This is a genomic window from Nonomuraea sp. NPDC050786 (assembly GCF_040654115.1).
Classification (GTDB): domain Bacteria; phylum Actinomycetota; class Actinomycetes; order Streptosporangiales; family Streptosporangiaceae; genus Nonomuraea.
In genome coordinates, this window is record NZ_JBFAHJ010000022.1 from 41,985 (window position 1) to 64,139 (window position 22,155).

Consider the following 22,155-nt stretch of genomic DNA (forward strand, 5'->3'; position numbering starts at 1 on the left):
TCAGGGAACCAAAGTGATCGATGTGACGTCAAAAGGGGCGTGCACGCACCCAACCGGCCCAAGCATGCTCGGGGGGACGGCCGGTTGGCCGAGCTCGACCTCCTGCGCTTCCTCGCCGCCCTGGCCGTCGTCGCCTTCCACTACCTGGTCGCGTACGCCTCCGTCTGGGGAGACCGGCCCGCCGAGCTCTTCCCGGCGCTGGCGCCCATCGCGGGGTTAGGCATCCTCGGCGTCGAGCTCTTCTTCATCATCAGCGGGTTCGTCATCCTCATGACCGTCTGGGGGCGCGGGCTCGGCGCGTTCGCCCGCTCCCGGCTCGTCCGCCTCTACCCCGCGTACTGGCTCAGCCTCGGCGCCGTCGCCGCCCTCTACGGGCTCACCGGCGCCAAGGCGCTCGACCCAAAACTTTCACCAGGCGAATACCTGCTGAACGCCACCATGTTCCAGCGGTTGTTCAAGGTCACCGACGCCAGCGGCGTCTACTGGTCGCTCTGGGCGGAGCTCCGCTTCTACCTGCTGATGGCCACCCTCGTGATCATCGGTGTCACGTACGGGCGCGTGCTCGCGTTCACCGGCCTCTGGCTGGTCGCCGCCCTGGCCGTCAAACTGCTCGCGGAGGCCCAGCTCTTCGACAACGAGGTCGTCCGCGAGATCATCATGCCCGACTACGCGCCCTACTTCGCCGCCGGCATGGCCCTGTACCTCATCCACAAACACGGCAGCGCCTGGCTGCCCTGGCTCTACGTCGCCGCCGGATACGGCCTGTCCATCCACTCCGCGCTCGGCCGCGTCCACCGGCGCATCGACGGCGCCGGGTTCAAGAACATGCCCGTCACCGACATCAGCGTCATCATCACCCTCACGTTGATCTTCGTGCTGATGTCGCTCGTCGCGCTCGGACTGCTCCGGCTCAAACCGTCCAGAACGCTCACCGCGCTCGGCGGCACGACATACCCGCTTTACCTCCTCCATAGCGTGCTCGCGGTGGCCCTCATCCCCCTGCTCACCGGCCACCTGCCCCCCTGGGCCACCGCCACCGTGACCGTGCTGACGGCCGTACTGGTGTCGTATCTCGTGTACTCCTTTGCCGAACGGCCCATCCAGCGGCTACTCAAGCCCCGCAGACGCCCACAAACCACATCAGCTCCCGCCGTACAGGTGGAAAAGGCGTCGGTGCCATAACTCTGTGACCCTGGGGCACTGTGAAGGGCATAGGCTCGGGCATATAAACGGCGGATAGGCAGATCCGGACGAACAGAGGGTGTTGCATGACGGTGCGTCGGGTGATGGGCATCGAGACCGAGTACGGCATCTCCGTACCCGGCCAGCCAGGCGCCAACGCGATGGTGACCTCCTCCCAGGTAGTGAACGCCTACCTGGCCGCCTCGGCGGCCCGCGCGCGCAGGGCGCGGTGGGACTTCGAAGAGGAGAACCCGCTCCGCGACGCGCGCGGCTTCGACCTCGCCAGAGAGGTCGCCGACCCCACCCAGCTCACCGACGAGGACCTCGGCCTCGCCAACGTCATCCTCACCAACGGCGCCAGGCTCTACGTCGACCACGCCCACCCCGAATACAGCTCGCCCGAATGCACCAACCCCCGGGCAGCCGTCATCTGGGACAAGGCAGGCGAGCGCGTCATGTACGACGCCGCCACCCGCGCCTCCGCCATCCCCTCCAACGCGCCCATCCAGCTCTACAAGAACAACACCGACGCCAAAGGCGCCTCCTACGGCTGCCACGAGAACTACCTCATGCGGCGCGCCACCCCCTTCGCCGACATCGTCCGGCACCTCACCCCCTTCTTCGTCTCCCGCCAGGTCGTCGTCGGCGCCGGCAAAGTCGGCATCGGCCAGGACTCACGCGGCGAAGGCTTCCAGATCAGCCAGCGGGCCGACTTCTTCGAAGTCGAAGTCGGCCTCGAGACCACGCTCAAGCGGCCCATCATCAACACCCGGGACGAACCGCACGCCGACCCCGAGAAGTACCGGCGGCTCCACGTGATCATCGGCGACGCCAACATGTCGGAAATCTCGACATACCTGAAGCTGGGCTCCACCGCCCTCGTCCTCGCCATGATCGAAGACGGCTTCCTCACCCGCGACCTCGCCGTGGAAAACCCCGTACAAGCCCTCAGAGCCGTCTCCCACGACCCCACCTGCCGCTACGAGATCGCCATGCGCGACGGCCGCAAACTCACCGCCGTCCAGCTCCAGATGGAATACCTCGAGCAGGCCCGCAAATACGTCGAAGAGCGCGGCACCGCCCAGGAAGAGATGAACAAAGACATCCTCGACCGCTGGGAATCCGTGCTCACCCGCCTCGCCGAAGACCCCATGCAGCTCTCCCGCGAGCTCGACTGGGTCGCCAAACTAGAGCTCCTCGAGGGCTACCGCTCCCGCGACGGCCTCTCCTGGTCCCACCCCCGGCTCCAGCTCGTCGACCTGCAGTACTCCGACATCCGCCCCGACCGCGGCCTCTACAACCGCCTCGTCGCCCGCGGACGCATGCAGCGCCTCGTCACCGAGGAAGAAGTCCAGCGCGCCGTCGAAAGCCCGCCCACCGACACCCGCGCCTACTTCCGCGGCCGCTGCCTGCGCCAATACAGCGAATCCGTCGCCGCCGCATCCTGGGACTCCGTCATCTTCGACATCCCCGGCCGCGAATCCCTCCAGCGAGTGCCGACCCTCGAGCCGCTGCGCGGCACCAAAGCCCACGTCGGCGAACTCTTCGACCGCTGCCGCACCGCCGCCGACCTCGTCGCCGCCCTCACCGGCGGCGACTGACCGGCGGCGACTGACCGGCGGCCACCCCTACAGCAGCCCCACACCCAGCGTCAGCGTGCCCGCCGCCAGGCACGCCCCACCCGCCACCGTCAACCAGATCAATCTGCTCGGCTTCGTGTCACCAGGACGCACCACCGACAGGAAGAAACCAAGCGGCATCAGGATCGGCGCGGCCACGATCAACACCCGCGTCAGAGCCTTCACACCGTCCGGCAGGGCCGCCTGGTCCACGTAGAGCATCGCCACCAGGGCGAACAGCACCAGCACGCCCGCATGGGCATGCCCGGCGCGCCACAGGCCGCGCCGGACCGGGTTGTCCGCGTAGCCGGGGACGTTCCGCATCAGGAACTTGAGCAGGGTGACGCCGCCGAAGGCCACACCCGGGACTGTGATGAGGAGCACACCTGCCATGCTCAGGGACTGGGGGGACATCCGAACCTCCTTGTGTGTACGGACTCCTATATTAGATAGTTTTGCTATCTAGTCAAGCCGGCAAGATCGCTGGGCGATCGGCGCGAAATGTCGCCCGGTTCGGGGAAGATATGCCTAGAGGCACGTCCCCCAAGTGGAGGTAGGACATGGCAACCAAGGACACCGGCGGCCAGAAGCAGGCCGGGCGGCGCGAGAGCGAAGTCGAGGAGACCGAGGCCTCGGCGACGCCGGACGTTCAGGAGCGGCAGGAGAAGCTCACGGACGATGTCGACGCAATTCTGGACGAAATAGACGAAGTTCTCGAAGAGAACGCAGAGGAATTTGTCAGGTCATACGTCCAGAAAGGCGGGCAATAGGGAATAAATCGGACATTAGAAAGCAGGGTTCGGTGGAAACGCCGGAAGGGTTCAAGCGGTGCTCGGGCTGTGGGGAAGACAAGAAAATCTCCGAGTTCGGGCGCAATAAGCGTATGGCCGACGGGCTGGCGCGATATTGCAAGGCCTGCTTCCGGCGGCGTCACACACAGAGCTACCGCAAGCGCATGGAAGAACAGGGGAAGACCGTGCGCGACCGGATTGAAGTGCCCAACGGGCAGAAATTCTGTCCTCGCTGTGGGGAGATCAAGCCCCATGCCGAGTTCGGCAGCAATCGGTCCGCCAAAGATGGGCTCACTGCTTACTGTAAGCCGTGTCATACGGCGGTGACGCGCGAGAACAAAATCAAGAAATATGGTAGTGAGCGGAACTATCTTCTCACCTACCGCTACGGCATCACCGAGGACGACTTCGAGCGCATGCTCGCCCGTCAGGGCGGGCTCTGCGCCATCTGCCAGGTCGTGCCGAGCACGTTCGTCGACCACAGCCACGAGACCGGTCAGGTCCGGGGCATTCTCTGTTTCAACTGCACCAACGGGCTGGGCCACTTCGGCGACAATCTCGTGCTGCTGGAGCTGGCGGCCCTCTATCTGGACGGGGAGATTCTCTGGCCGGATTTCGTAATCCTTCCGGAGCGGCGTGCCGCTGGCGCAACCACGCGGATGAGGAGCTATCACCTCGCGCGGCGCTATCAATTGCGGCATGAGGATGTCGAGCGGATGATCTCGGCTCAGCATGGTTTGTGTGTGGTGTGCTGGGGTCGGCCGCCCGAGCATGTGGATCATTGTCATCGCACCGGTGATGTGCGATATGCGCTGTGCCTGCCGTGCAATACCGGGATCGGGCAGTTCAGGGATGATTCTGGGGTGGTGTGGCGGGCGCTTTCGTATGTCGAGGCGTCTCTCGGGGAATTCGACGAGGTCGAGGTTTCGGAGGAGGAGTTGCGGGAGTTGATCCGGGCCGAGGAGGAGCTTCGGACGGATTTCTACTCCGGGGCGTCGAGGGTGGGCTGATCGTCTCTGGGCGGGAGGGTGTAGTCGACGGCCACGCCGAGGAGGCGGACCGGGCGGGTGAGGTCGAAGCGGTCGAGGATGGTGAGGGCCGTCTGTTCGACGGTGGCCGGGTCCGTGGTGGCGGTGGGGAGTTTTGACTGGCGGGTGCGGGTGAGGAACGGGGTGAAGCGGACCTTGACCGATACCCGGGCGATCTGGCGGCCGGCCTCGCTGGCGTCGTGGGCCACCTGGGTGGCGAGGCCGGCGACGTGGCGGGCGATGTCGGTTCTGTCGGTGAGGTCGTGCTGGAAGGTGGTTTCGCGGCTGTGGCCGCGGGCGATCCAGGGTGTGGTGACGACTTCGGCCTCGCCTTTGCCGAGTGCGAGGTAGCGGTACCAGGGGCCGTTGGTGGGGCCGAAGTGGCGGGCCAGGTGGGCGGGGTCGGCGGCGGCGAGCTGGGCGACGGTGTGGAGGCCGAGGGCGGCGAGTTTCTTGGCGGTTCTGGCGCCGATGCCCCAGAGGGCGTCGGTGGGCCGGTGGTTCATGGTCTCGGCCCAGTTGTCGCTGGTGAGGCGGTGGATGCCGGCGGGTTTGGCGAGGCCTGAGGCGAGTTTGGCCTGGTGTTTGTTGTCGCCGATGCCGACGGAGCAGGTCAGCTGGGTGCGGGCGTGTACGGCCTGCTGGATGGCGGCGGCGAGGGTTTCGGGGTCGTCGGTGGTGGCGCCGACGAAGGCTTCGTCCCAGCCCCATACTTCGACGAGGACGGGGAATTCGCGCAGGACGGCCATGACCTGGGCGGAGGCGGCTTCGTAGGCGGGTGGGTCGCTGGGCAGGAAGATCGCTTCCGGGCAGCGTCTGAGGGCGGTGCGGAGGGGCATGCCGGAGTGGATGCCGTGTTCGCGGGCTTCGTAGGTGGCGGTGGCGGCGACGGTGCGGGGCTGGGTGGGGTCTCCTGAGCCGCCGACGACGACGGGTCTGCCGCGGAGCTCGGGGTGGCGGAGGAGCTCGACGGCGGCGATGAACTGGTCGAGGTCGACGTGGAGGATCCAGTCCCTCATGGTCTCAAGTATGGCTGGGGGTCGCTCAGCCGCCGACGTTGGCCGGGCCGCCGACGATTCCTTCGAGTGTCGCCTGGTATGCGGTGATGGGGAGCACCTGGTCGGCGACGAACTTGAGCATGGGGTCGGCGGTGAGCGTCTCGTCGTTGACGTCGGTGCGTGAGCTGATGCGTGCCTGCCCGGACAGCTGCGCCTTGGTGGCGGGGGCCGAGTGCATGAAGGCGAGCAGGTCCCAGGCGAGCTCGGGGTTCTTGGAGTTGGGGTTGAGCACGCGTACGGCGCCGCCGGACATGCTGACGTGGTCCTGGCCGCGGATGCCGCCGCCGGGCTGCCTGGCGGGGATCTTGGCGTAGCCGACGACCTGGGAGGCGCCGGTCCACTTGCCTGCCGTGTAGATCTCGGATCCGGCGCCGGCGAGCAGGGGGAGGAGGCCCTGCATGGTGGTGGCCTCGCCCATGGCGGTGCCGGCGTTGATCTGGATGGGGACGGGGACGCCCGCGGCCTTGAGCCCCCCGATCACCGCAGGTCGGCTGGGTGATCTCGTGTCGGCCTCCAGTTCGGGACGTACGGACATGCCGACAGTCGCATGGTGGCCGGCACCCGTAAAGAAACGATCTGGGCACGGAACGCGGTGGCGCGGGCCCGTGCGGGTTCGCCGTGAGCTGATCGTGGGAAGTGCAGACAGCGACGCAACATGAGTAGGGTCGCCCTAGGAACATTGACGTTTGGAGGGAGTCGCGTGGCATCGCACAGGGATCTGCCCGTCGGCTTGGTCAACCAGCTTTTCCTCAACACCGGAAGTTCCTCGTTCACGGAGTTTGTCGGCTCGTATGCGCCTGAGTTGCTGCCGCAGCGGGATGAGGTGCTGGCCACCCCGATCGGCGACCAGGTTCCGCACGCGACCACGATCGTGGCCGCCACCTTCGCCGGCGGCGTGGTCATGGCGGGCGACCGGCGCGCCACGTCGGGCAACATCATCTCGCAGCGCGACGTGGAGAAGGTGTTCCGCACCGACGACTACTCGTGCATGGGCATCGCGGGCACGGCCAGCACCGGCATCGAGTTCGCCCGGCTGTTCCGCGTGGAGCTGGAGCACTACGAGAAGCTCGAGGGCCGCACGATGTCGGTGGCGGGCAAGGCCAACCGCCTGGCCACCATGATCAGGGGCAACCTCGCCATGGCGATGCAGGGGCTGGTGGTGGTGCCGCTGTTCTCCGCGTACGACCCTGACAAGGACGAAGGCCGCATCTTCAGCTACGACGTGGCGGGCGGGCCTTATGAGCGGGAGAGATTCGACGCCATCGGCTCGGGCTCGATCTTCGCGCGCGGGTCGCTGAAGAAGCTCTACCGCGACGGCGCCTCGGCCGACGACATGGCGATGACGCTCATCCAGGCGCTCTACGACGCCGCCGACGACGACTCGGCGACCGGCGGGCCCGACGTCACCAGGAAGATCTGGCCGATCGTGTCGGTGATCGACGCCGATGGTTTCCGCAGGCTGACGGAGGAGCAGGTCTCCACGTACGTCGAGCAGATGCTCGAGGCCCGCCTGATCTCGCCCGACGGCCCCATCGCCCCGCTGCGCTAGAAAGGGATCACCACGTGTCCATGCCTTTCGGATATGCGTCCCCTGAGCAGATCATGCGGGACAAGGCCGACTACGCGCGCAAGGGCATCGCGCGGGGCCGTTCTGTCGTCGTGCTCCAGTACGTCGACGGCATCCTGTTCGTCGCGCCCAACCCGTCCCGGGCGCTGCACAAGATCAGCGAGATCTACGACCGCATCGGGTTCGCGGCCGTGGGCCGCTACAACGAGTTCGAGGAGCTGCGGCTCGGCGGCATCCGCTACGCCGACATCAACGGCTACACCTACGACCGCTCCGACGTGACCGGCCGCGGCCTGGCCAACCTTTACGCCTCCAACCTGGGTCGCATCTTCACCGAGTCGATCAAGTCGCTGGAGGTGGAGGTCGTGGTCGCCGAGGTGGGCGAGAGCAAGGACGGCGACGCGATCTACCGGCTCACCTTCGACGGGTCGGTCTTCGACGAGCACGGCTTCGCCGCCATGGGCGGCCAGGCCGAGGCGGTGGCCGGGCGGCTCAAGGAGCGTTACCGCGAGTCGATGTCGCTGGCGGACGCGCTGGAGGTGGCGCTGACGGCGCTCACGGAGCCGGGTGGCGAGCGGCCGCCGGTGGCGCAGCTGGAGGTGGCGGTGCTCGACCGCAACCGTGAGCACCGCAAGTTCCTCCGTCTCACGGGCGCGCGCCTGGAGCGGCTGCTGGCCCAGACGTCTGCTCCGTCCACCCCGCCGGCTCCCGCCGCTCCGGCTCCGTCGGGGGACACGCCGCCTCCGACGGCTCCTGACGGCGACGTGGACGACGGCTCCTCGCCGCTGTAAGCCGCGTCAGGCTATCTCTCAGTTCGCACCCGTCAGGGGCCGTTACGGCGGCCCCTGACGGCGTTTTCGGACCCGCTACGTGAGATGTAGCGGGTCTTTGCGTTGTCCGTGGCCCGCCACAGGGCTGCCCCGGTGGCGTGGTGGGCGTCGGGTGTGCGTGGCGGCCTGTTGGTGCCCGGGTGCGGGCGCTCGCCTGGAGGTTCTGTGCCGGGGCGGTGGGGGCGGCGCCATGGATGGGGTGCAAGTGTGAGCTGTTTCACTATGGTTTGGGAGAACTTCGGAGAATGATCGAGGATCTCAGCATTCGTGAACACTCCCAAGCGTGCCCTCCTGGCGGCCGGTGCCGCCGTGGCCGTGGTGCTGAGCTCTGGTGCGGCGGCCCAGGCCGCGACGGCGGCGGCCGCGGTCCCCGACTACAAGGCGCCCAAGATTTTCGGTACGTCTTTCCAGAAGGACCCGAAGCACGACTTCACCAAGGGGATCCACTCCCGCCACAACGGCATCCTGCGCGGCTGGATCACCGTCATCCGGGGCGATGTGGCCGAGTACGAGCCGATCAAGTGGAAGAAGGGCACCGAGACCGAGGGTCTCTTCGTGGGCCCGCCCGAGGGCGACGTCATGGCGTACGCCTCGCCCATCGCCAAGGACGCGGTCTTCCTGTCCGCGTACGGCTGCAAGGTGTCGATGGGGCAGATGACAGTCGACAGCAAGACCGGCCTCGGCAACAAGCGGTGCTCCAGGAGTGTGCTGATCAAGCGGCACCACGCCCACGGCCATCCCTCGCTCATCACCGTGTACAAGGGAAAAATCGTCAAAGTTCAGGAGATATATACCCCCTGATCGCCGGCGGCGACGACCCGCGCCCCGTGGGGGCGGGCGCGGGAACGGGGCGCGAAGCGAAAACACCTGGGAAGATCCCTCCCGCTCATGGATCCATGGGCATAGTGTGAGGTGATGGATCGTCGCATCTTCGGGCTGGAGAACGAGTACGGCGTGACCTGCACGTTCAGGGGGCAGCGCAGGCTGTCGCCGGACGAGGTCGCGCGCTACTTGTTCCGGCGGGTCGTGTCCTGGGGCCGATCGAGCAACGTCTTCCTCCGCAACGGCGCACGTCTCTATCTCGACGTGGGCAGCCATCCTGAATACGCAACACCCGAGTGTGACAACGTCATCGAGCTGGTCACCCACGACAAGGCGGGTGAGCGCATTCTCGAGGGCCTTCTGGTCGACGCCGAGAAACGGCTGCGCGAAGAGGGCATCGCCGGTGACATCTACCTGTTCAAGAACAACACGGACTCGGCCGGAAACTCCTACGGCTGCCACGAGAACTACCTGGTCGGCAGGCACGGGGAGTTCGGGCGGCTGGCGGACGTGCTGATCCCGTTCCTGGTGACGCGCCAGATCGTGTGCGGGGCCGGCAAGGTCCTGCAGACGCCGCGCGGCGCCGTCTACTGCGTCTCGCAGCGGGCCGAGCACATCTGGGAGGGCGTCTCCAGCGCCACCACCCGTTCCCGGCCGATCATCAACACGCGGGACGAGCCGCACGCCGACGCCGAGCGGTTCCGCCGCCTGCACGTCATCGTGGGCGACTCCAACATGAGCGAGACCACCATGCTGCTCAAGGTCGGCGCCACCGACCTGGTGCTGCGCATGATCGAGTCGGGCACGGTGATGCGCGACCTGTCGCTGGAGAACCCGATCAGGGCCATCCGCGAGGTCTCCCACGACATGACGGGCCGGCGCAGGGTGCGCCTGGCCAACGGGCGCGAGGCCTCGAGCCTGGAGATCCAGCAGGAATACCTGTCCAAGGCGAAGGACTTCGTCGACCGCCGCGGCGGCGACGCCATCGCCCACCGGGTGCTGGAGCTGTGGGAGCGGACGCTGAACGCGGTCGACACCGGCAACCTCGACCTGGTCTCGCGGGAGATCGACTGGGTGACGAAATACCAGCTCATCGAGCGTTACCGGAAGAAGTACGACCTGCCGCTCTCCTCGCCGCGGGTGGCCCAGCTCGACCTGGCCTACCACGACGTGCACCGCAAGCGGGGCCTGTACTACCTGCTGCAGAAGCGCGGCTCGGTGGAGCGGGTGGCGTCCGACCTGAAGATCTTCGAGGCCAAGTCGGTGCCGCCGCAGACCACGAGGGCGCGGCTGCGCGGCGAGTTCATCCGCAAGGCGCAGGAGAAGCGGCGCGACTTCACCGTCGACTGGGTGCATCTCAAGCTGAACGACCAGGCGCAGCGCACGGTCCTGTGCAAGGACCCGTTCCGCAGCGTGGACGAGCGGGTGGACAAGCTCATAGCAGGGATGTAGGGCGGCGTTTACCTCGGGCCTACCCGGAAGTCGGATAGGGTGACGCGAATCTGCCGTCTTCCCGAGGGAAACCCATGCGCCGCGCTCTGGCCGTACTGGCCGCCGTGCCTTTGATCTTGTTCGCCGCCGCGTGCGGATCCGACGACAGCGCGAGCACCGGCGCGTCGGGCACGCCGGCTGCGGGTGCGTCGGGGGTCAAGGTCACCGGGAACGTGGGCGGCAAGCCCACGGTGACCTTCCCCTCCGGCACGCCCGCCACGAAGTCCTCGTACGAGGTGATCCAGCCGGGCGCCGGCGCCGGGATCAAGTCGGGCGACCGCGTGATCGTCAACCTGACCGTCTACAACTGGGACGGCAAGGGCAACGCCGTCCAGGGCTCCTCGTACGACACCAAGCGGCCTGAGACGATCGCGGTCAACGAGCAGATTCCGCAGGTGCTGCAGGAGGGCTTCACCAAGGTCAAGCACGGCGGCCGGCTGCTGGCCGTGCTGGCGAGCGACGCCGCGCCGCAGCAGCAGGCGACGGCGCCGGCCGAGGCGACCAAGGTCTTCGTGTTCGACGTCGTCGGCACCGCGCCCGCGCCGCTGAAGGCCGCCTCCGGCAAGGAGACCGGCGAGAGCATCAAGGGTGTCAAGGTGGAGAGCCCGGGCGGGGAGAAGCCTCCCACGCTCTCCACGAAGACCAAGGAGAAGCCCTCGGACAAGCTGGTCGTCAAGACGCTGATCCAGGGCACCGGCGCGAAGGTGCAGCCGGGCCAGACGCTCACCGTCAACTACACCGGCAAGATCTGGGGCACCGACAAGCAGTTCGACTCCAGCTGGGAGCGCGGCCAGCCGGCCGAGTTCCCGCTCGGGAACGTCATCCAGGGCTGGCAGCAGGGCCTGGCCGGGGTGCCGGTCGGCAGCCGGGTCGTGATGAGCATCCCGCCGGCCCTGGGCTACGGTGACCAGGACCAGCAGGGGATTCCCGGCAAGAGCACCCTCGTGTTCGTGGTGGACGTCCTGGCCGCCTACTGACGCGGCCTGCTGACGCGGCCTCCGGCAAGGCGGTAGCATCGCCAGCCACCCCGGCCGCCTGGGAGGAACGATGCGCCGCCGCCGTACCGCCGCGTTGCTGCCGGTCCTGGTGCTGCTGACAGGCTGCGCGGCCGGCCCGGACCTGGCGGCGGGTCTCGACGTGACGGTGGGCGGCCTCGACGTGACGGTGGCGGGCCCGTTCGGCGCCAGGCCGACGATCGCCTTCACCGGCGGCAGGCCCGCGGGCGGGCTCCAGGTGGACGAGCCGGCCACCGGCGCGGGCCCGACGCTCGCGTCGGACGACGTGGCGATCGTCCAGTACACCGCGCACGTCTGGGACGGCAAGGAGAATCGCCTGGTCGACTCCACCTTCGACCGCGGCACTCCCGCCGCCTTCCCGGTGGGCGAGGGGCTCGGCGGGGCGCTGCTGGGCCACCGGGTCGGCAGCAGGGTCGTGGCCGCCGTCCCGCCCCCCTCAGGCGGCGCGAGAGCGGGGCAGGAGCTGCTGTACGTCGTCGACGTCCTCGGCGCCCACCCCAGGGGCGCCTCGCTCAAGGCGGGCGGCGGCACGCTGGCCGGCGTGCGCGTCACCGGCGGCGCCCGGCCCGCCCTGTCGGTACCCGCCACCGCGCCGCCCGCCGCGTTCGCGGTCAAGGTGCTGGCCAGGGGCGGCGGGCGCGCGACGCAGGCGGGACAGCTCGTCGTCGCCCAGTACGCGGGCGCGCTCTGGAGCCGCCGCCGCGTCTTCGACACGACCTGGACGACCGGCCGGCCGAAGGCGTTCAGGATCGGCGACGGCAGCGTGATCAAGGCTTGGGACCGCGCCCTGGTGGGCGTGCCCGCCGGCAGCCGCGTCCTGATGATCGTGCCGCCCTCCTACGGGTACGGCACCGCCGGCGACCCCGCCCACGGCGTCATGGGCTCGGAAACGCTCGTCTTCGTCGTGGACGTGCTGGCCGCGTACTGAGGCACGATGGATGCCATGATCCGCGCATTCCTCGTCATGTCGTCCGCCTTAGCCATGCTGCTCGCCCCGGTGCCGGCGGCGTCCGCCACCGCGAACCCACCCTTCTGCAAAGGCGTCAAGCCCTGCGTCATCGGCGGGGACGCCGGGCGGACATGGCTGCACGCCACTGCCTCCTCCAAGGCCGAGGCACGCGTCGTGGCCGCCCGGCTGCTGCGCAACGCCAGGACCGTCCACCGCCGCTACCACGCTCCCGAGTGGATCGAGATCTGGGTCGTCAAGAAGGGCGCCTGCTGGCGGAAGTACGGCAGCGCTCTGATCGATCCCAGCCGTGCGTGCACCTACAAGCACCTGGAGCGCAAGCTTTCATAGACTCCCGTTGTGAGTAGCGACGACCTCGATGCGCTGTCCCTTCTGCACGACCCCGTCCGCCGCAGCCTGTACGCGGTCGTCGCGGCCCGCGGCGGCGACGTCGGCAGGGGAGAGGCGGCGGAGGCCGCGGGCGTGTCCAGGACCCTGGCGGGCCACCACCTCGACAAGCTCGTCGAGGCCGGCCTGCTCGAGAGCGGCTTTCGCGCGCAGGAGAAGAAGGGGCCGGGCAGCGGCCGGCCCGCCAAGGTCTACCGCAGGGCCAGGGGCGAGCGGTCGGTGAGCCTGCCGCCGCGCGACTACGCCGCGCTCGCCTCCGTCCTGGCCGGCGTCGTGGACGCCCTGGGCGCCGAGGAGCAGGCAGAGCACGCCGCCCGCGAGGCGGGCGCCAGGATCGCCGGCAGGCACGCGGGCGAGCCGGTCGGGCAGGTGCTCGAGGCGCGCGGCTACGAGCCGTACGCGGAGGGTGGCGCGCTGCGGCTGCGCAACTGCCCGTTCCACGTGCTGGCCGAGGAGCAGCCGCTGCTGGTGTGCTCCATGAACCTGGCCCTGTGCCAGGGCCTGCTGGAAGGGCTCGGCGACGACCCCGCCAGGGCGGCGCTGGATCCGCGGCCGGGGGAGTGCTGCGTCACTCTAAAACAAACAGATATTGACATAGAAGGCGGCTGATGGTGTGCTGAGCGTCATGCATCTCGCCGAAATGAACGTCGCCCACCTCCGCGCGCCCACCGACAGCCCCGAGCTCGCCGAGTTCGTCGCCCTCCTGGAGCCCATCAACGCCCTCGCCGATGAGTCGCCGGGGTTCGTGTGGCGGCTCAAGGAGAGCGACGACGACCCCACCGCCACTGTCATCCACGAGTACGGCGACCACCTGCTGATCAACTTCTCGGTGTGGGAGTCGCTGGACACGCTGTGGAACTACGTCTACCGCAGCGCCCACCTGGACGTGCTGCGCCGGCGCAGGGAGTGGTTCCTGCGCATGGCCGAACCGTACATGGTGATGTGGTGGATCCCCGAGGGCCACATCCCGACCCTGGCGGAGGGCATGCGGCGGCTGGAACGCCTCAAGGCCGAAGGCCCCAGCCCCGAGGCGTTCACGTTCAAGGACTCCTACGACAGCAGCGAGGCCGTCAGCCTGCCCGCCGCCGCCGAGGCCACGAAGTAGGCCAGGTCCTCCTCCAGGCCCCTGCCCATCGTCGAGAGCCGCACCGGGGACTCGCGCAGCGCCTCGTGCAGGCCGTCCACCGCCACCGGCACCAGGCGGTGCCGCACGGCGAGAAGTTCGGCCTGATCCCTGACCCGCTCGCCGAAGTCCCCGGGCAGCACGGGCACCGGCACGTCGGCGGGGGAGAGGGCGACCCGGCCGTAGGCGGTCAGCGAGTGGTGTGAGACGCCGTAGTGGCGCTCGCGCTTGTCACCCTCGCTGACGCGCAGCGCCGCCACGGGCCGGCCGAGCAGCACGCCCGCCGCGTTCACCGCCTCGCCGGCCGAGACGCCCGAGAAGCCCCACCGGGTGCCCGTGCCCAGGTTGCCGGGGCCCTGCGCGACGACCGCCACGTCGGCCTCCAGCACGTGCCTGGCCGCCAGCAGCCCGGTGTGGACGGTGACCGCCTCCACGTCCCCGCCGAACGACTGCCCGACCGTCACCACGCCCGCCAGCCAGCCGATCTCCCGCAGCCGGGCCGCGGCCATCGAGAACCACACGGGCAGCGCCCCGCCGTCCTGCATCACGTACGCCACCCGCGTGCCGGGCCGTTCCGCGTACAGGCCGCACAGGATGGGCGGCAGCGCCGAGTGCAGGTCGGCCACGACGACGGGCATGCCGTCGAGCGAGTCGGCCTCGCGCAACCGCTCGTGATGCGGGGAGTCCTGCTCGTCGGCGCCGAGCACGGTGGCCTGCAGCGGCGTGTACCTCGCCTTCACCAGGTGCCCGGGACCCGCAGGATCTTGCGGCAAACGGTTCGGGACGGCCACCACCATGGCGTAACCTCCCGTACCGAGACCCATCGCGAGCGCGGTCGTGTTGAGCAGCACTTCGTCACCGGGTTCCGGGCGGCCGACCAACGTCGGATACGCCAGCGCCCGGCACTCCCCTTCGGGGACGGCGACGTCCAGCTCCACCGCTCCCGGCCACTCGCGTCGGATCCGTACAACCTCGCCCTTGCGCCATCTGATCACGGGGGCAGGGTAGCGTCGATGCAGGAGGAGTGAGGCAGATGTCGCGCCGGAAGACGGAACGGTTGCTCAATCTGGTGATCTGCCTGCTCGCCACCCGGCGGCCGCTGTCGGCGGAGCAGATCCGCCACGCGGTGCCGGGCTACGACCGCGACGGCGACGAGGCGTTCCAGCGCATGTTCGAGCGCGACAAGAACGAGCTGCGCGAGATCGGCATCCCCATCGACGTGGTGCGCGACCCCTGGGAGGACGAGCCGGGCTACCGGATCGAGCGCCAGTCGTACGAGCTGCCCGAGATCACCCTGGAGCCCGACGAGGCCGCCGTGCTGGGCCTGGCCGCCCAGGTGTGGCAGCGGGCCAGCCTGGCCGAGGCCGCCTCCGGGGCGCTGCTGAAGCTGCGTGCCGGCGGCGTGGCCACCGACCAGCCCGTCGGCGGGTCCATGGGCGGTTTCATCGGAGGCGGCGCGCTGGAGCTGCGGGTCGACACCCGTGACCCGGCCTTCCCCGCGCTCTGGGACGCGGTGCGCGACCGGCGCGCGGTGCGCTTCGACTACCGCAGCGCCGGCAGCGAGAACGTGCGCGCCCGCACCGTGGAGCCGTGGGGCGTGGTCAGCCGCAACGGCCGCTGGTACCTCGCCGGGTTCGACCGCGGCAGGCAGGCGCCGCGCGTCTTCCGGCTCAGCCGGATCACGGGGGAGGTCACCGTCCTGGGCAGGGCGGGGGCGTTCGAGGTGCCCGAAGGGGTGGACCTGCGGGGTATGGTCGGATTTCCCGACGACTCGCCGGAAGAGCGCGTGGCCGTCATCCGCGTACGCCGTGGCACCTGCGAAGGGCTGCGCCAGCTGGCCACGGCCGTGCGCGAGGCCGACGGTGGCTGGGACGAGGCCGAGCTGCCCTTCTTCGACCCCGAACGCCTGGCCGGCTGGATGGCCAGCCTCGGCGCGGACGTGGAGGTCGTCGAGCCGCCGGACGCCCGCGAGGCCGTCATCCGCCGACTGAAAGGGGCTGGCGCCTCGTGAGTGAGCGCAGCGAACGAACCAATGGACGCAGCAGCGGCCCGCTCATGCGGCCGACGAAGGAGGGGGCATGAGCGGTTCTGCTGACCGGCTGCCGAGGTTGCTGGCGCTGGTGCCGTACCTGATGTCCCACCCGGGGGCGCAGGTCGACGAGGTGGCCGCGGTGTTCGGGCTGAGCGAGAAGCAGCTCATCGACGACCTGCAGCTCGTGTGGATGTGCGGCCTGCCGGGCCACACCCCGGGGGACCTCATCGACGTCTCCTGGGACGGCGGCGAGATCGTCATCGACAACGCCGACACCATCGCCAGGCCGCTGCGGCTCGGCATCGACGAGGCCAGCGCGCTGCTGGTCGCCCTGCGTATGCTCGCCGCCACCCCCGAGCTGGCCGAGGTGCCCGGTGACGCGCTGCCCCGGGTGACGGCCAAGCTCGAGCGGGCCGCGGGCGAGGGCGCCGCCACCGTCAGCAGCCAGCTCGCGGTCGACGTGGACGCCGCCCCCGACGCGCTGCCGCGCGTGCGCGAAGGGCTCACCAGCGGACGGCGGCTGTCGCTGCGCTACTACGTGCCCGGGCGCGACGAGGTGACGCCGCGCGAGGTCGACCCCATGCGGATCGTGGTCGTGGACGGCCGGACCTACCTCGAGGGATGGTGCTACCGCGCCGAGGCGATGCGGCTGTTCAGGCTCGACCGGATGCTCGGCGTGGACGTGCTCGACGTGCCCGCCGACCCGCCGGAGGAGGCCGAGCCCATCGACGTCACCCGGGGCGTCTTCCGGCCGTCGCCGACCGACGAGCTGGTCGAGCTGGAGCTCAGCGCCGCCGGGCGGTGGGTGGCCGAGTACTACCCGTGCGAGCAGGTCACCGAGCTGGGCGAGGGGCGGCTGCGGGTGGCGCTGCGGGCCCGCGACGAGGACTGGATACTCAAGCTGGCGCTGCGCCTGGGCGACACCGGCCGGGTCGTCTCGCCGCCCGAGATGGCCGAGACCGTACGGCAGGAGGCCGAGCGCGCCCTGGCCCTGTACGCTCACCAGTCATGACGTGGATCTACGTGGCGATCGGGCTGTGCGGGTGCGGGCTGGCCGTGCTCGGGGTCGCGGGTGCCCGGGTCGCCGTGGCGGCACGTACCCTGAAAAGGGAAATCGCCGAGGCGACGGCCCAGCTGGAGCCGAGGCGGGCCAGATTGACGGGCCGAGGGGATGAGACCACGCCCCAGGCAGCGTACGATCGTGGCTGAAACAGGCACTCGCTAGAAAAGGGCGTTTCATGTCGAATCTCGGAGTTCCCGAACTTCTGATCATCGCGCTGGTGCTCGTGTTGCTGTTCGGTGCCAAGAAGCTGCCCGAGATGGCCCGCGGCGTCGGCAGGTCGCTGCGCATCTTCAAGTCCGAGACGGCCAAGCTGCGCGAGGACGACGACGACACCCACACCGTCCAGGCCCAGGCACAGGCTCCCGCTCAGCCGCAGCCCGCCCAGCCGCAGCCCGCGCCGATCCAGGCCCCGCCGGCCCTTTCCGTCGAGGAGCAGGCCCGGCAGCTGGAGGAGCAGGCCGCCAAGCTGCGCGCCAGCGCCGCCCAGGCGGACAAGCACGCCTGACCCTCCCATCCCTCCTCGTCACCTGGACTGATAGATGGCGCTGCTCAAACGGTCAAGCCAGCCCGCGCCTGACCCCGAGGGCCGCATGCCCCTCATGGAGCACCTGCGCGAGCTGCGCAACCGGCTGCTCATCGCGGCTGTCGCCGTCGTCGTGGGCATCATCATCGGGTGGATCTTCTTCGATCCGGTCTGGGCGTTCATCAAGGAGCCGTTCTGCGAGACGCCGCAGGCCCAGCAGCTACGCCCAGGCCAGTGCACGCTGACCTACGGCGGCATCTTCCAGTCGTTCTTCCTGACCCTGAAGATCTCCGCGGTGGTCGGCGTCCTCGTGTCCTCACCCGTCTGGCTCTACCAGATCTGGGCCTTCGTCACGCCGGCCCTCTACCGTAACGAGAAGCGTTACTCGATCGCCTTCCTCGGGCTGGCCGTCCCGCTGTTCGCGATCGGCGCCGTGCTGGCGTACATGATCATGGACACCAGCCTGGCCATCCTGCTCGGGTTCGCGCCGAGCGACACCTTGCCTGTCATCCAGATCGACGAGTACGTCAACTACGTACTCATCATGATCGTGATCTTCGGCGTCTCGTTCGAGCTGCCGCTGCTGCTGGTCTTCCTCAACATCATCGGCGTGCTCTCCCACGCCACGGTCAAGAAGAACCGCCGCTGGGTGGTCTTCGCCATGTTCGTCTTCGGCGCGGTCATCACGCCCGGCGGCGATCCGCTGACGATGATGGCGCTGGCCGCACCCATGGTGGTGCTCTACTTCCTGGCCGAGTTCTTCATGTACATGCGCGAGAAGCGCATGCCCGCCACCGAGGACTTCTCCCACCTGTCCGACGACGAGGCCTCGCCGCTTGTCGAGGACCCGCTGGTTGAGGAGGCCGCCCCGCGCGACGACGAGCGGTCCGGGGAGGATTCCGGTTCGGCGCGATAGGCGATAAGTTCCGGGCGTGTCCCCTCACCTCGCCCTGCTCGTCAACCCCGCCGCCCGTGGCGGCCGCACGGTGCGCCTGCTGGAGCCCGTGGCGCGCCGGCTGCGTGCCGGAGGGGCCGAGCTGTCGGTGATCGTCGGCGACGACGCCGCGGACGCGCTCGAACGCGCCTGCACCGCGGTGGCCGAGCGCCCCGACGCGCTCGTGGCCTTCGGCGGCGATGGGCTGGTCCACCTGGCCGTCCAGGCCGTGGCCGGCACCGGCGTGCCGCTCGGCATCATCCCGGCGGGCACCGGCAACGACATCGCGGCCGCGCTCGGGCTGCCCTGCAAGGACCCCGTGGCCGCCGCCCGCACGGTGCTGCGCATGAGGTCGCGCCTCTTCGACGCCGCCCGGATCGTCGCCGGATCGGCCGACGAGCTGTTCGCGGGCGTGATGTGCTGCGGCTTCGACTCCCGCGTGAACGAGCGGGCCAACCGCCTGACCTGGCCGCCCGGCATGGGGCGGTACGTGCTGGCCACGGCGCAGGAGCTGCGCTCCTTCCGGCCGATCCCGTTCCGGGTGACCCTGGACGAGGACGAGGTCGTCGAGCGGGAGGTCATGCTGGTCGCCGTGGGCAACACGCGCTCCTACGGGGCGGGGATGCGGGTGTGCCCGGACGCGCGGCCGGACGACGGGCTGCTGGACGTGATGATGCTGGACGCCGTCTCGAAGGCCGAGTTCCTGCGGGTGTTCCCGAGCGTGTACCGGGGGACGCACGTGGGGCATCCGGCGGTGTCGGTGCGGCGCGTGCGCAGCGTGCGGCTGGAGGCTCCCGACGTGGTCGCCTATGCCGACGGTGAACGCGTGGGACCCGCGCCGGTGCACTGCGAGGTACGCCCCGGGGCGCTGCGGGTGATCGTCTGAGATCTACATTGTAAAGGCGCCCGGCCGGAGCCGGATGACCTTGGGGAGTACGGCGGGACCGACCGGAATGGCGATTTCGGTAGGCTGGCGGGTATGACAACGCCAGCGGAACGCTATGCGGCCTTCCGTCAGAGACACGGGGACGACGGGGCCGCGCTGAGATCGTTCCGAGGTCTCTACGACTTCGAGCTGGACGACTTCCAGCTGGACGCCTGCCGGGCACTGGAGGCCGATGACGGGGTCCTCGTGGCGGCGCCCACGGGGTCGGGCAAGACGGTCGTCGGCGAGTTCGCCGTTCACCTGGCCCTGGAGCAGGGCCGCAAATGCTTCTACACCACCCCCATCAAGGCGCTGTCCAACCAGAAGTACAACGACCTGGTCAAGCGCTACGGCACCGCCAAGGTCGGCCTGCTGACCGGCGACAACAGCGTCAACGGCGAGGCCCCCATCGTGGTCATGACCACCGAGGTGCTGCGCAACATGCTCTACGCCGGGTCGGCGACGCTGGCCGGGCTCGGGTTCGTGGTGATGGACGAGGTCCACTACCTGGCCGACCGGTTCCGCGGCGCGGTCTGGGAAGAGGTGATCATCCACCTGCCCGCGTCGGTGCGGCTGGTCGCGCTGTCGGCGACCGTGAGCAACGCCGAGGAGTTCGGCGAGTGGATGGGCGAGGTGCGCGGCGACACCACGGTGATCGTCGACGAGCACCGTCCGGTGCCGCTGTGGCAGCACATGATGGTCGGCAACCGCCTCTACGACATGTTCATGAACGACGACCTGACGCTGCGCATCAACCCCACGCTGATGCGGGTGACGCGCGACGCCGAGCGGCTCATGGCGGGGCGGGGCAGGCGCGGCTACGGCCGGCCGCAGCGCTCGCGCCCGCCGGACCGGGTGCAGGTGATCGAGAAGCTCGACGCCGAGGGGCTGCTGCCGGCGATCACGTTCATCTTCTCCCGCGCCGGGTGCGACGCCGCCGTCCAGCAGTGCCTGTACGCCGGGATCCGGCTCACCACCGACCGCGAGCAGCACGAGATCAGGCAGCTCGTGGACGAGCGCACCGCCCACCTGCCCGACGAGGACCTGGCCGTCCTGGGCTACCTGGAGTGGCGTGACTGCCTGGAGCGCGGGCTGGCCGCGCACCACGCGGGCATGCTGCCGGCCTTCAAGGAGGTCGTGGAGGAGCTGTTCACGCGCGGGCTGGTCAAGGCCGTGTTCGCCACCGAGACGCTCGCCCTGGGCATCAACATGCCGGCCCGCAGCGTGGTGATCGAGAAGCTCGACAAGTGGAACGGCGAGACCCACGCCGACCTGACGCCCGGCGAGTACACCCAGCTCACCGGGCGGGCCGGGCGGCGGGGCATCGACGTCGAGGGCCACGCGGTGGTGCTGTGGCAGCCGGGCATGGATCCGCTGTCGGTGGCGGGCCTGGCCGGCACCCGTACGTACCCGCTGCGCTCCAGCTTCCAGCCCTCCTACAACATGGCGGTCAACCTCGTCGGCCAGTTCGGCAGGGAGCGTGCCAGGACGCTGCTGGAGGAGTCGTTCGCGCAGTTCCAGGCCGACCGGGCGGTCGTGGGGCTGGCCAAGCAGCTGCGCAAGCACGAGGAGGCCCTGGAGGGCTACCAGGAGGCGATGACGTGCCACCTGGGCGACTTCCCCGAGTACGCGGCGCTGCGCCGCAGGCTCACCGACCGGGAGGCCGAGCTGGCCAAGCAGCGCGGCGCGGCGCGCCGGGCCGCCGCCGTGCGGTCGCTGGAGGCGCTGGAGCCGGGCGACGTCATCCGGGTGCCCGGCGGGCGCAGGGCGGGGCTGGCGATCGTGCTCGATCCCGGCCGCAACCCGCGCGGCCGTGGCGGCGACACCGGGCCGAGCCCGCTCGTGCTGACCATCGGCAAGCAGGTGAAGAAGCTCGACCCCGCCGACTTCCCCGTCCCGGTCGAGCCCCTCGAGAAGCTGCGCATCCCGAAGAACTTCAACGGCCGCTCGCCCAAGGAGCGCGCCAACCTCGTCTCCACGCTGCTCGCCAAGATCGGCGATCGCGACCTGGGCAAGCCGGTCAGGGCGCGCGACCACACGGTGGAGGACGAGGAGGTCAACGAGCTGCGCCGGCGCATCCGCCAGCACCCGTGCCACGGCTGCGACGAGCGCGAGGACCACGCCCGCTGGGCCGAGCGCTACTACAAGCTGCTGCGTGAGACCGAGGGGCTGCGCCGTCGCGTCGAGGGCCGCTCGCATGTCATCTCGCGTACGTTCGACCGCATCTGCTCGGTGCTGGAGCAGCTGGGCTACCTCCAGGGTGAGGCCGTCACCGACGAGGGCCGCCGCCTGGGCCGCATCTACACCGAGCTCGACCTGCTGACCGCGGAGTGCCTGCGCCAGGGCCTGTGGGAGGAGCTCGACCCGGCCGAGCTGGCGGCGTGCGTGTCGGCGCTGGTGTTCGAGTCGCGGGCGTCCGACGACGCGCGCCGTCCCAAGGTCCCCGCCGGGCGCACCCAGGAGGCGCTGTCGGCGATGGTCCGGCTGTGGGGGGAGCTGGAGGGCATCGAGTCCGACCACGGGCTCTCCACGATCAGGGAGCCCGACATGGCCTTCGCCTGGGCGGCCTTCCGGTGGACGAAGGGGCACACCCTCGACGCGGTGCTCAGGGACGGCGTCAACGGCAACGAGCTGGCGGCCGGCGACTTCGTGCGGTGGATCAAGCAGCTCATGGACCTGCTCAGCCAGCTCGGCGACGCGGCACCGGCAGGCAGCAAGATCAAGCAGACGGCGGGCAAGGCGATCGACGGGATGCGGCGCGGCGTGGTGGCCTACTCCTCGCTCACCTGAGCGCGCG

At 69.5% G+C, this 22,155-nt stretch carries 24 protein-coding genes; 20 read left to right on the forward strand and 4 right to left on the reverse strand.

The features are described from left to right. The first annotated feature begins 84 nt into the window (after positions 1–84). Together AB0H84_RS33140 and dop are read left to right on the forward strand one after the other, a co-directional pair. The gene (locus tag AB0H84_RS33140; RefSeq protein WP_357613032.1) at positions 85–1,182 is read left to right on the forward strand and encodes an acyltransferase; all 1,098 of its coding nucleotides are present in this window, start codon (positions 85–87) and stop codon (positions 1,180–1,182) included. 86 nt (positions 1,183–1,268) lie between these two features. Beyond that, positions 1,269–2,783, forward strand: coding sequence for a depupylase/deamidase Dop (gene dop / locus AB0H84_RS33145; RefSeq protein ID WP_357613035.1), 1,515 nt, complete (start codon positions 1,269–1,271; stop codon positions 2,781–2,783). Positions 2,784–2,810: 27 nt separating this feature from the next. Here dop and AB0H84_RS33150 read toward each other — a convergent pair whose 3' ends face one another. Continuing rightward, positions 2,811–3,215, reverse strand: coding sequence for a hypothetical protein (locus AB0H84_RS33150; RefSeq protein WP_357613038.1), 405 nt, complete (start codon positions 3,213–3,215; stop codon positions 2,811–2,813). Between the two features lie 146 nt (positions 3,216–3,361). On the opposite strand from AB0H84_RS33150, the gene AB0H84_RS33155 reads away from it, so the two are divergent. Continuing rightward, a complete protein-coding gene (locus AB0H84_RS33155) occupies positions 3,362–3,571 on the forward strand; it encodes a ubiquitin-like protein Pup (protein ID WP_344995612.1) in 210 nt (69 codons plus the stop codon). Positions 3,572–3,603: 32 nt separating this feature from the next. Then, positions 3,604–4,602, forward strand: coding sequence for an endonuclease domain-containing protein (locus AB0H84_RS33160; protein WP_357613041.1), 999 nt, complete (start codon positions 3,604–3,606; stop codon positions 4,600–4,602). Here AB0H84_RS33160 and AB0H84_RS33165 read toward each other — a convergent pair. Together AB0H84_RS33165 and AB0H84_RS33170 are read right to left on the reverse strand one after the other, a co-directional pair. Further along, a complete protein-coding gene (locus AB0H84_RS33165) occupies positions 4,575–5,639 on the reverse strand; it encodes a DNA polymerase IV (RefSeq protein WP_357613044.1) in 1,065 nt (354 codons plus the stop codon). The genes AB0H84_RS33160 and AB0H84_RS33165 overlap by 28 nt on opposite strands. A gap of 25 nt (positions 5,640–5,664) precedes the next feature. Then, positions 5,665–6,213 carry a hypothetical protein gene (locus AB0H84_RS33170; RefSeq protein WP_357613047.1) on the reverse strand — a complete coding sequence of 183 codons (549 nt, stop codon included), beginning with the start codon at positions 6,211–6,213 and terminating at the stop codon, positions 5,665–5,667. A gap of 165 nt (positions 6,214–6,378) precedes the next feature. Here AB0H84_RS33170 and prcB point away from each other — a divergent pair, with 165 nt between their 5' ends. From prcB to AB0H84_RS33215, 9 genes are all read left to right on the forward strand, one after another. After that, positions 6,379–7,227 carry a proteasome subunit beta gene (gene prcB, locus AB0H84_RS33175; RefSeq protein WP_357613050.1) on the forward strand — a complete coding sequence of 283 codons (849 nt, stop codon included), beginning with the start codon at positions 6,379–6,381 and terminating at the stop codon, positions 7,225–7,227. 20 nt (positions 7,228–7,247) lie between these two features. Then, entirely contained in the window at positions 7,248–8,036 is a 789-nt protein-coding gene (prcA, locus tag AB0H84_RS33180) for a proteasome subunit alpha (protein WP_357613424.1), read from the forward strand. A 306-nt stretch (positions 8,037–8,342) separates the two neighbouring features. After that, positions 8,343–8,876, forward strand: coding sequence for a hypothetical protein (locus tag AB0H84_RS33185; protein ID WP_357613053.1), 534 nt, complete (start codon positions 8,343–8,345; stop codon positions 8,874–8,876). Between the two features lie 114 nt (positions 8,877–8,990). Beyond that, positions 8,991–10,349 carry a Pup--protein ligase gene (gene pafA / locus AB0H84_RS33190; RefSeq protein ID WP_344995632.1) on the forward strand — a complete coding sequence of 453 codons (1,359 nt, stop codon included), beginning with the start codon at positions 8,991–8,993 and terminating at the stop codon, positions 10,347–10,349. Positions 10,350–10,423: 74 nt separating this feature from the next. Further along, a complete protein-coding gene (locus AB0H84_RS33195; protein ID WP_357613056.1) occupies positions 10,424–11,365 on the forward strand; it encodes an FKBP-type peptidyl-prolyl cis-trans isomerase in 942 nt (313 codons plus the stop codon). A gap of 70 nt (positions 11,366–11,435) precedes the next feature. Continuing rightward, positions 11,436–12,332, forward strand: coding sequence for an FKBP-type peptidyl-prolyl cis-trans isomerase (locus AB0H84_RS33200; RefSeq protein WP_357613059.1), 897 nt, complete (start codon positions 11,436–11,438; stop codon positions 12,330–12,332). Positions 12,333–12,347: 15 nt separating this feature from the next. Then, positions 12,348–12,701, forward strand: a complete 354-nt coding sequence (locus AB0H84_RS33205; RefSeq protein ID WP_357613062.1) for a hypothetical protein — start codon at positions 12,348–12,350, stop codon at positions 12,699–12,701. 9 nt (positions 12,702–12,710) lie between these two features. Beyond that, entirely contained in the window at positions 12,711–13,367 is a 657-nt protein-coding gene (locus AB0H84_RS33210; RefSeq protein ID WP_357613065.1) for a helix-turn-helix domain-containing protein, read from the forward strand. Positions 13,368–13,383: 16 nt separating this feature from the next. After that, entirely contained in the window at positions 13,384–13,863 is a 480-nt protein-coding gene (locus tag AB0H84_RS33215; protein ID WP_357613067.1) for a DUF3291 domain-containing protein, read from the forward strand. Here AB0H84_RS33215 and AB0H84_RS33220 read toward each other — a convergent pair. Beyond that, a complete protein-coding gene (locus AB0H84_RS33220) occupies positions 13,809–14,876 on the reverse strand; it encodes a DUF3866 family protein (protein WP_357613070.1) in 1,068 nt (355 codons plus the stop codon). The two genes, AB0H84_RS33215 and AB0H84_RS33220, sit on opposite strands and share 55 nt — an antisense overlap. A gap of 38 nt (positions 14,877–14,914) precedes the next feature. On the opposite strand from AB0H84_RS33220, the gene AB0H84_RS33225 reads away from it, so the two are divergent. The 7 genes from AB0H84_RS33225 (at position 14,915) to AB0H84_RS33255 (ending at position 22,148) form a co-directional block, all read left to right on the forward strand. Continuing rightward, positions 14,915–15,892 carry a WYL domain-containing protein gene (locus tag AB0H84_RS33225; RefSeq protein ID WP_357613073.1) on the forward strand — a complete coding sequence of 326 codons (978 nt, stop codon included), beginning with the start codon at positions 14,915–14,917 and terminating at the stop codon, positions 15,890–15,892. 67 nt (positions 15,893–15,959) lie between these two features. Next, on the forward strand, positions 15,960–16,925 hold the full coding sequence (locus AB0H84_RS33230; RefSeq protein WP_357613076.1) for a WYL domain-containing protein: 966 nt from the start codon (positions 15,960–15,962) through the stop codon (positions 16,923–16,925). Further along, positions 16,922–17,122, forward strand: a complete 201-nt coding sequence (locus AB0H84_RS33235; RefSeq protein ID WP_357613079.1) for a hypothetical protein — start codon at positions 16,922–16,924, stop codon at positions 17,120–17,122. The genes AB0H84_RS33230 and AB0H84_RS33235 overlap by 4 nt, the downstream gene beginning before the upstream one ends. A gap of 29 nt (positions 17,123–17,151) precedes the next feature. Next, positions 17,152–17,481, forward strand: coding sequence for a Sec-independent protein translocase subunit TatA (tatA, locus tag AB0H84_RS33240; RefSeq protein ID WP_357613081.1), 330 nt, complete (start codon positions 17,152–17,154; stop codon positions 17,479–17,481). A 34-nt stretch (positions 17,482–17,515) separates the two neighbouring features. Beyond that, the gene (gene tatC / locus AB0H84_RS33245; RefSeq protein WP_357613084.1) at positions 17,516–18,415 is read left to right on the forward strand and encodes a twin-arginine translocase subunit TatC; all 900 of its coding nucleotides are present in this window, start codon (positions 17,516–17,518) and stop codon (positions 18,413–18,415) included. Positions 18,416–18,431: 16 nt separating this feature from the next. Continuing rightward, entirely contained in the window at positions 18,432–19,319 is an 888-nt protein-coding gene (locus AB0H84_RS33250; RefSeq protein ID WP_357613087.1) for a YegS/Rv2252/BmrU family lipid kinase, read from the forward strand. A 93-nt stretch (positions 19,320–19,412) separates the two neighbouring features. After that, complete coding sequence (locus AB0H84_RS33255) at positions 19,413–22,148, forward strand: DEAD/DEAH box helicase (RefSeq protein WP_357613090.1); 2,736 nt, start codon at positions 19,413–19,415, stop codon at positions 22,146–22,148. The last annotated feature ends 7 nt before the right edge of the window (positions 22,149–22,155 follow it).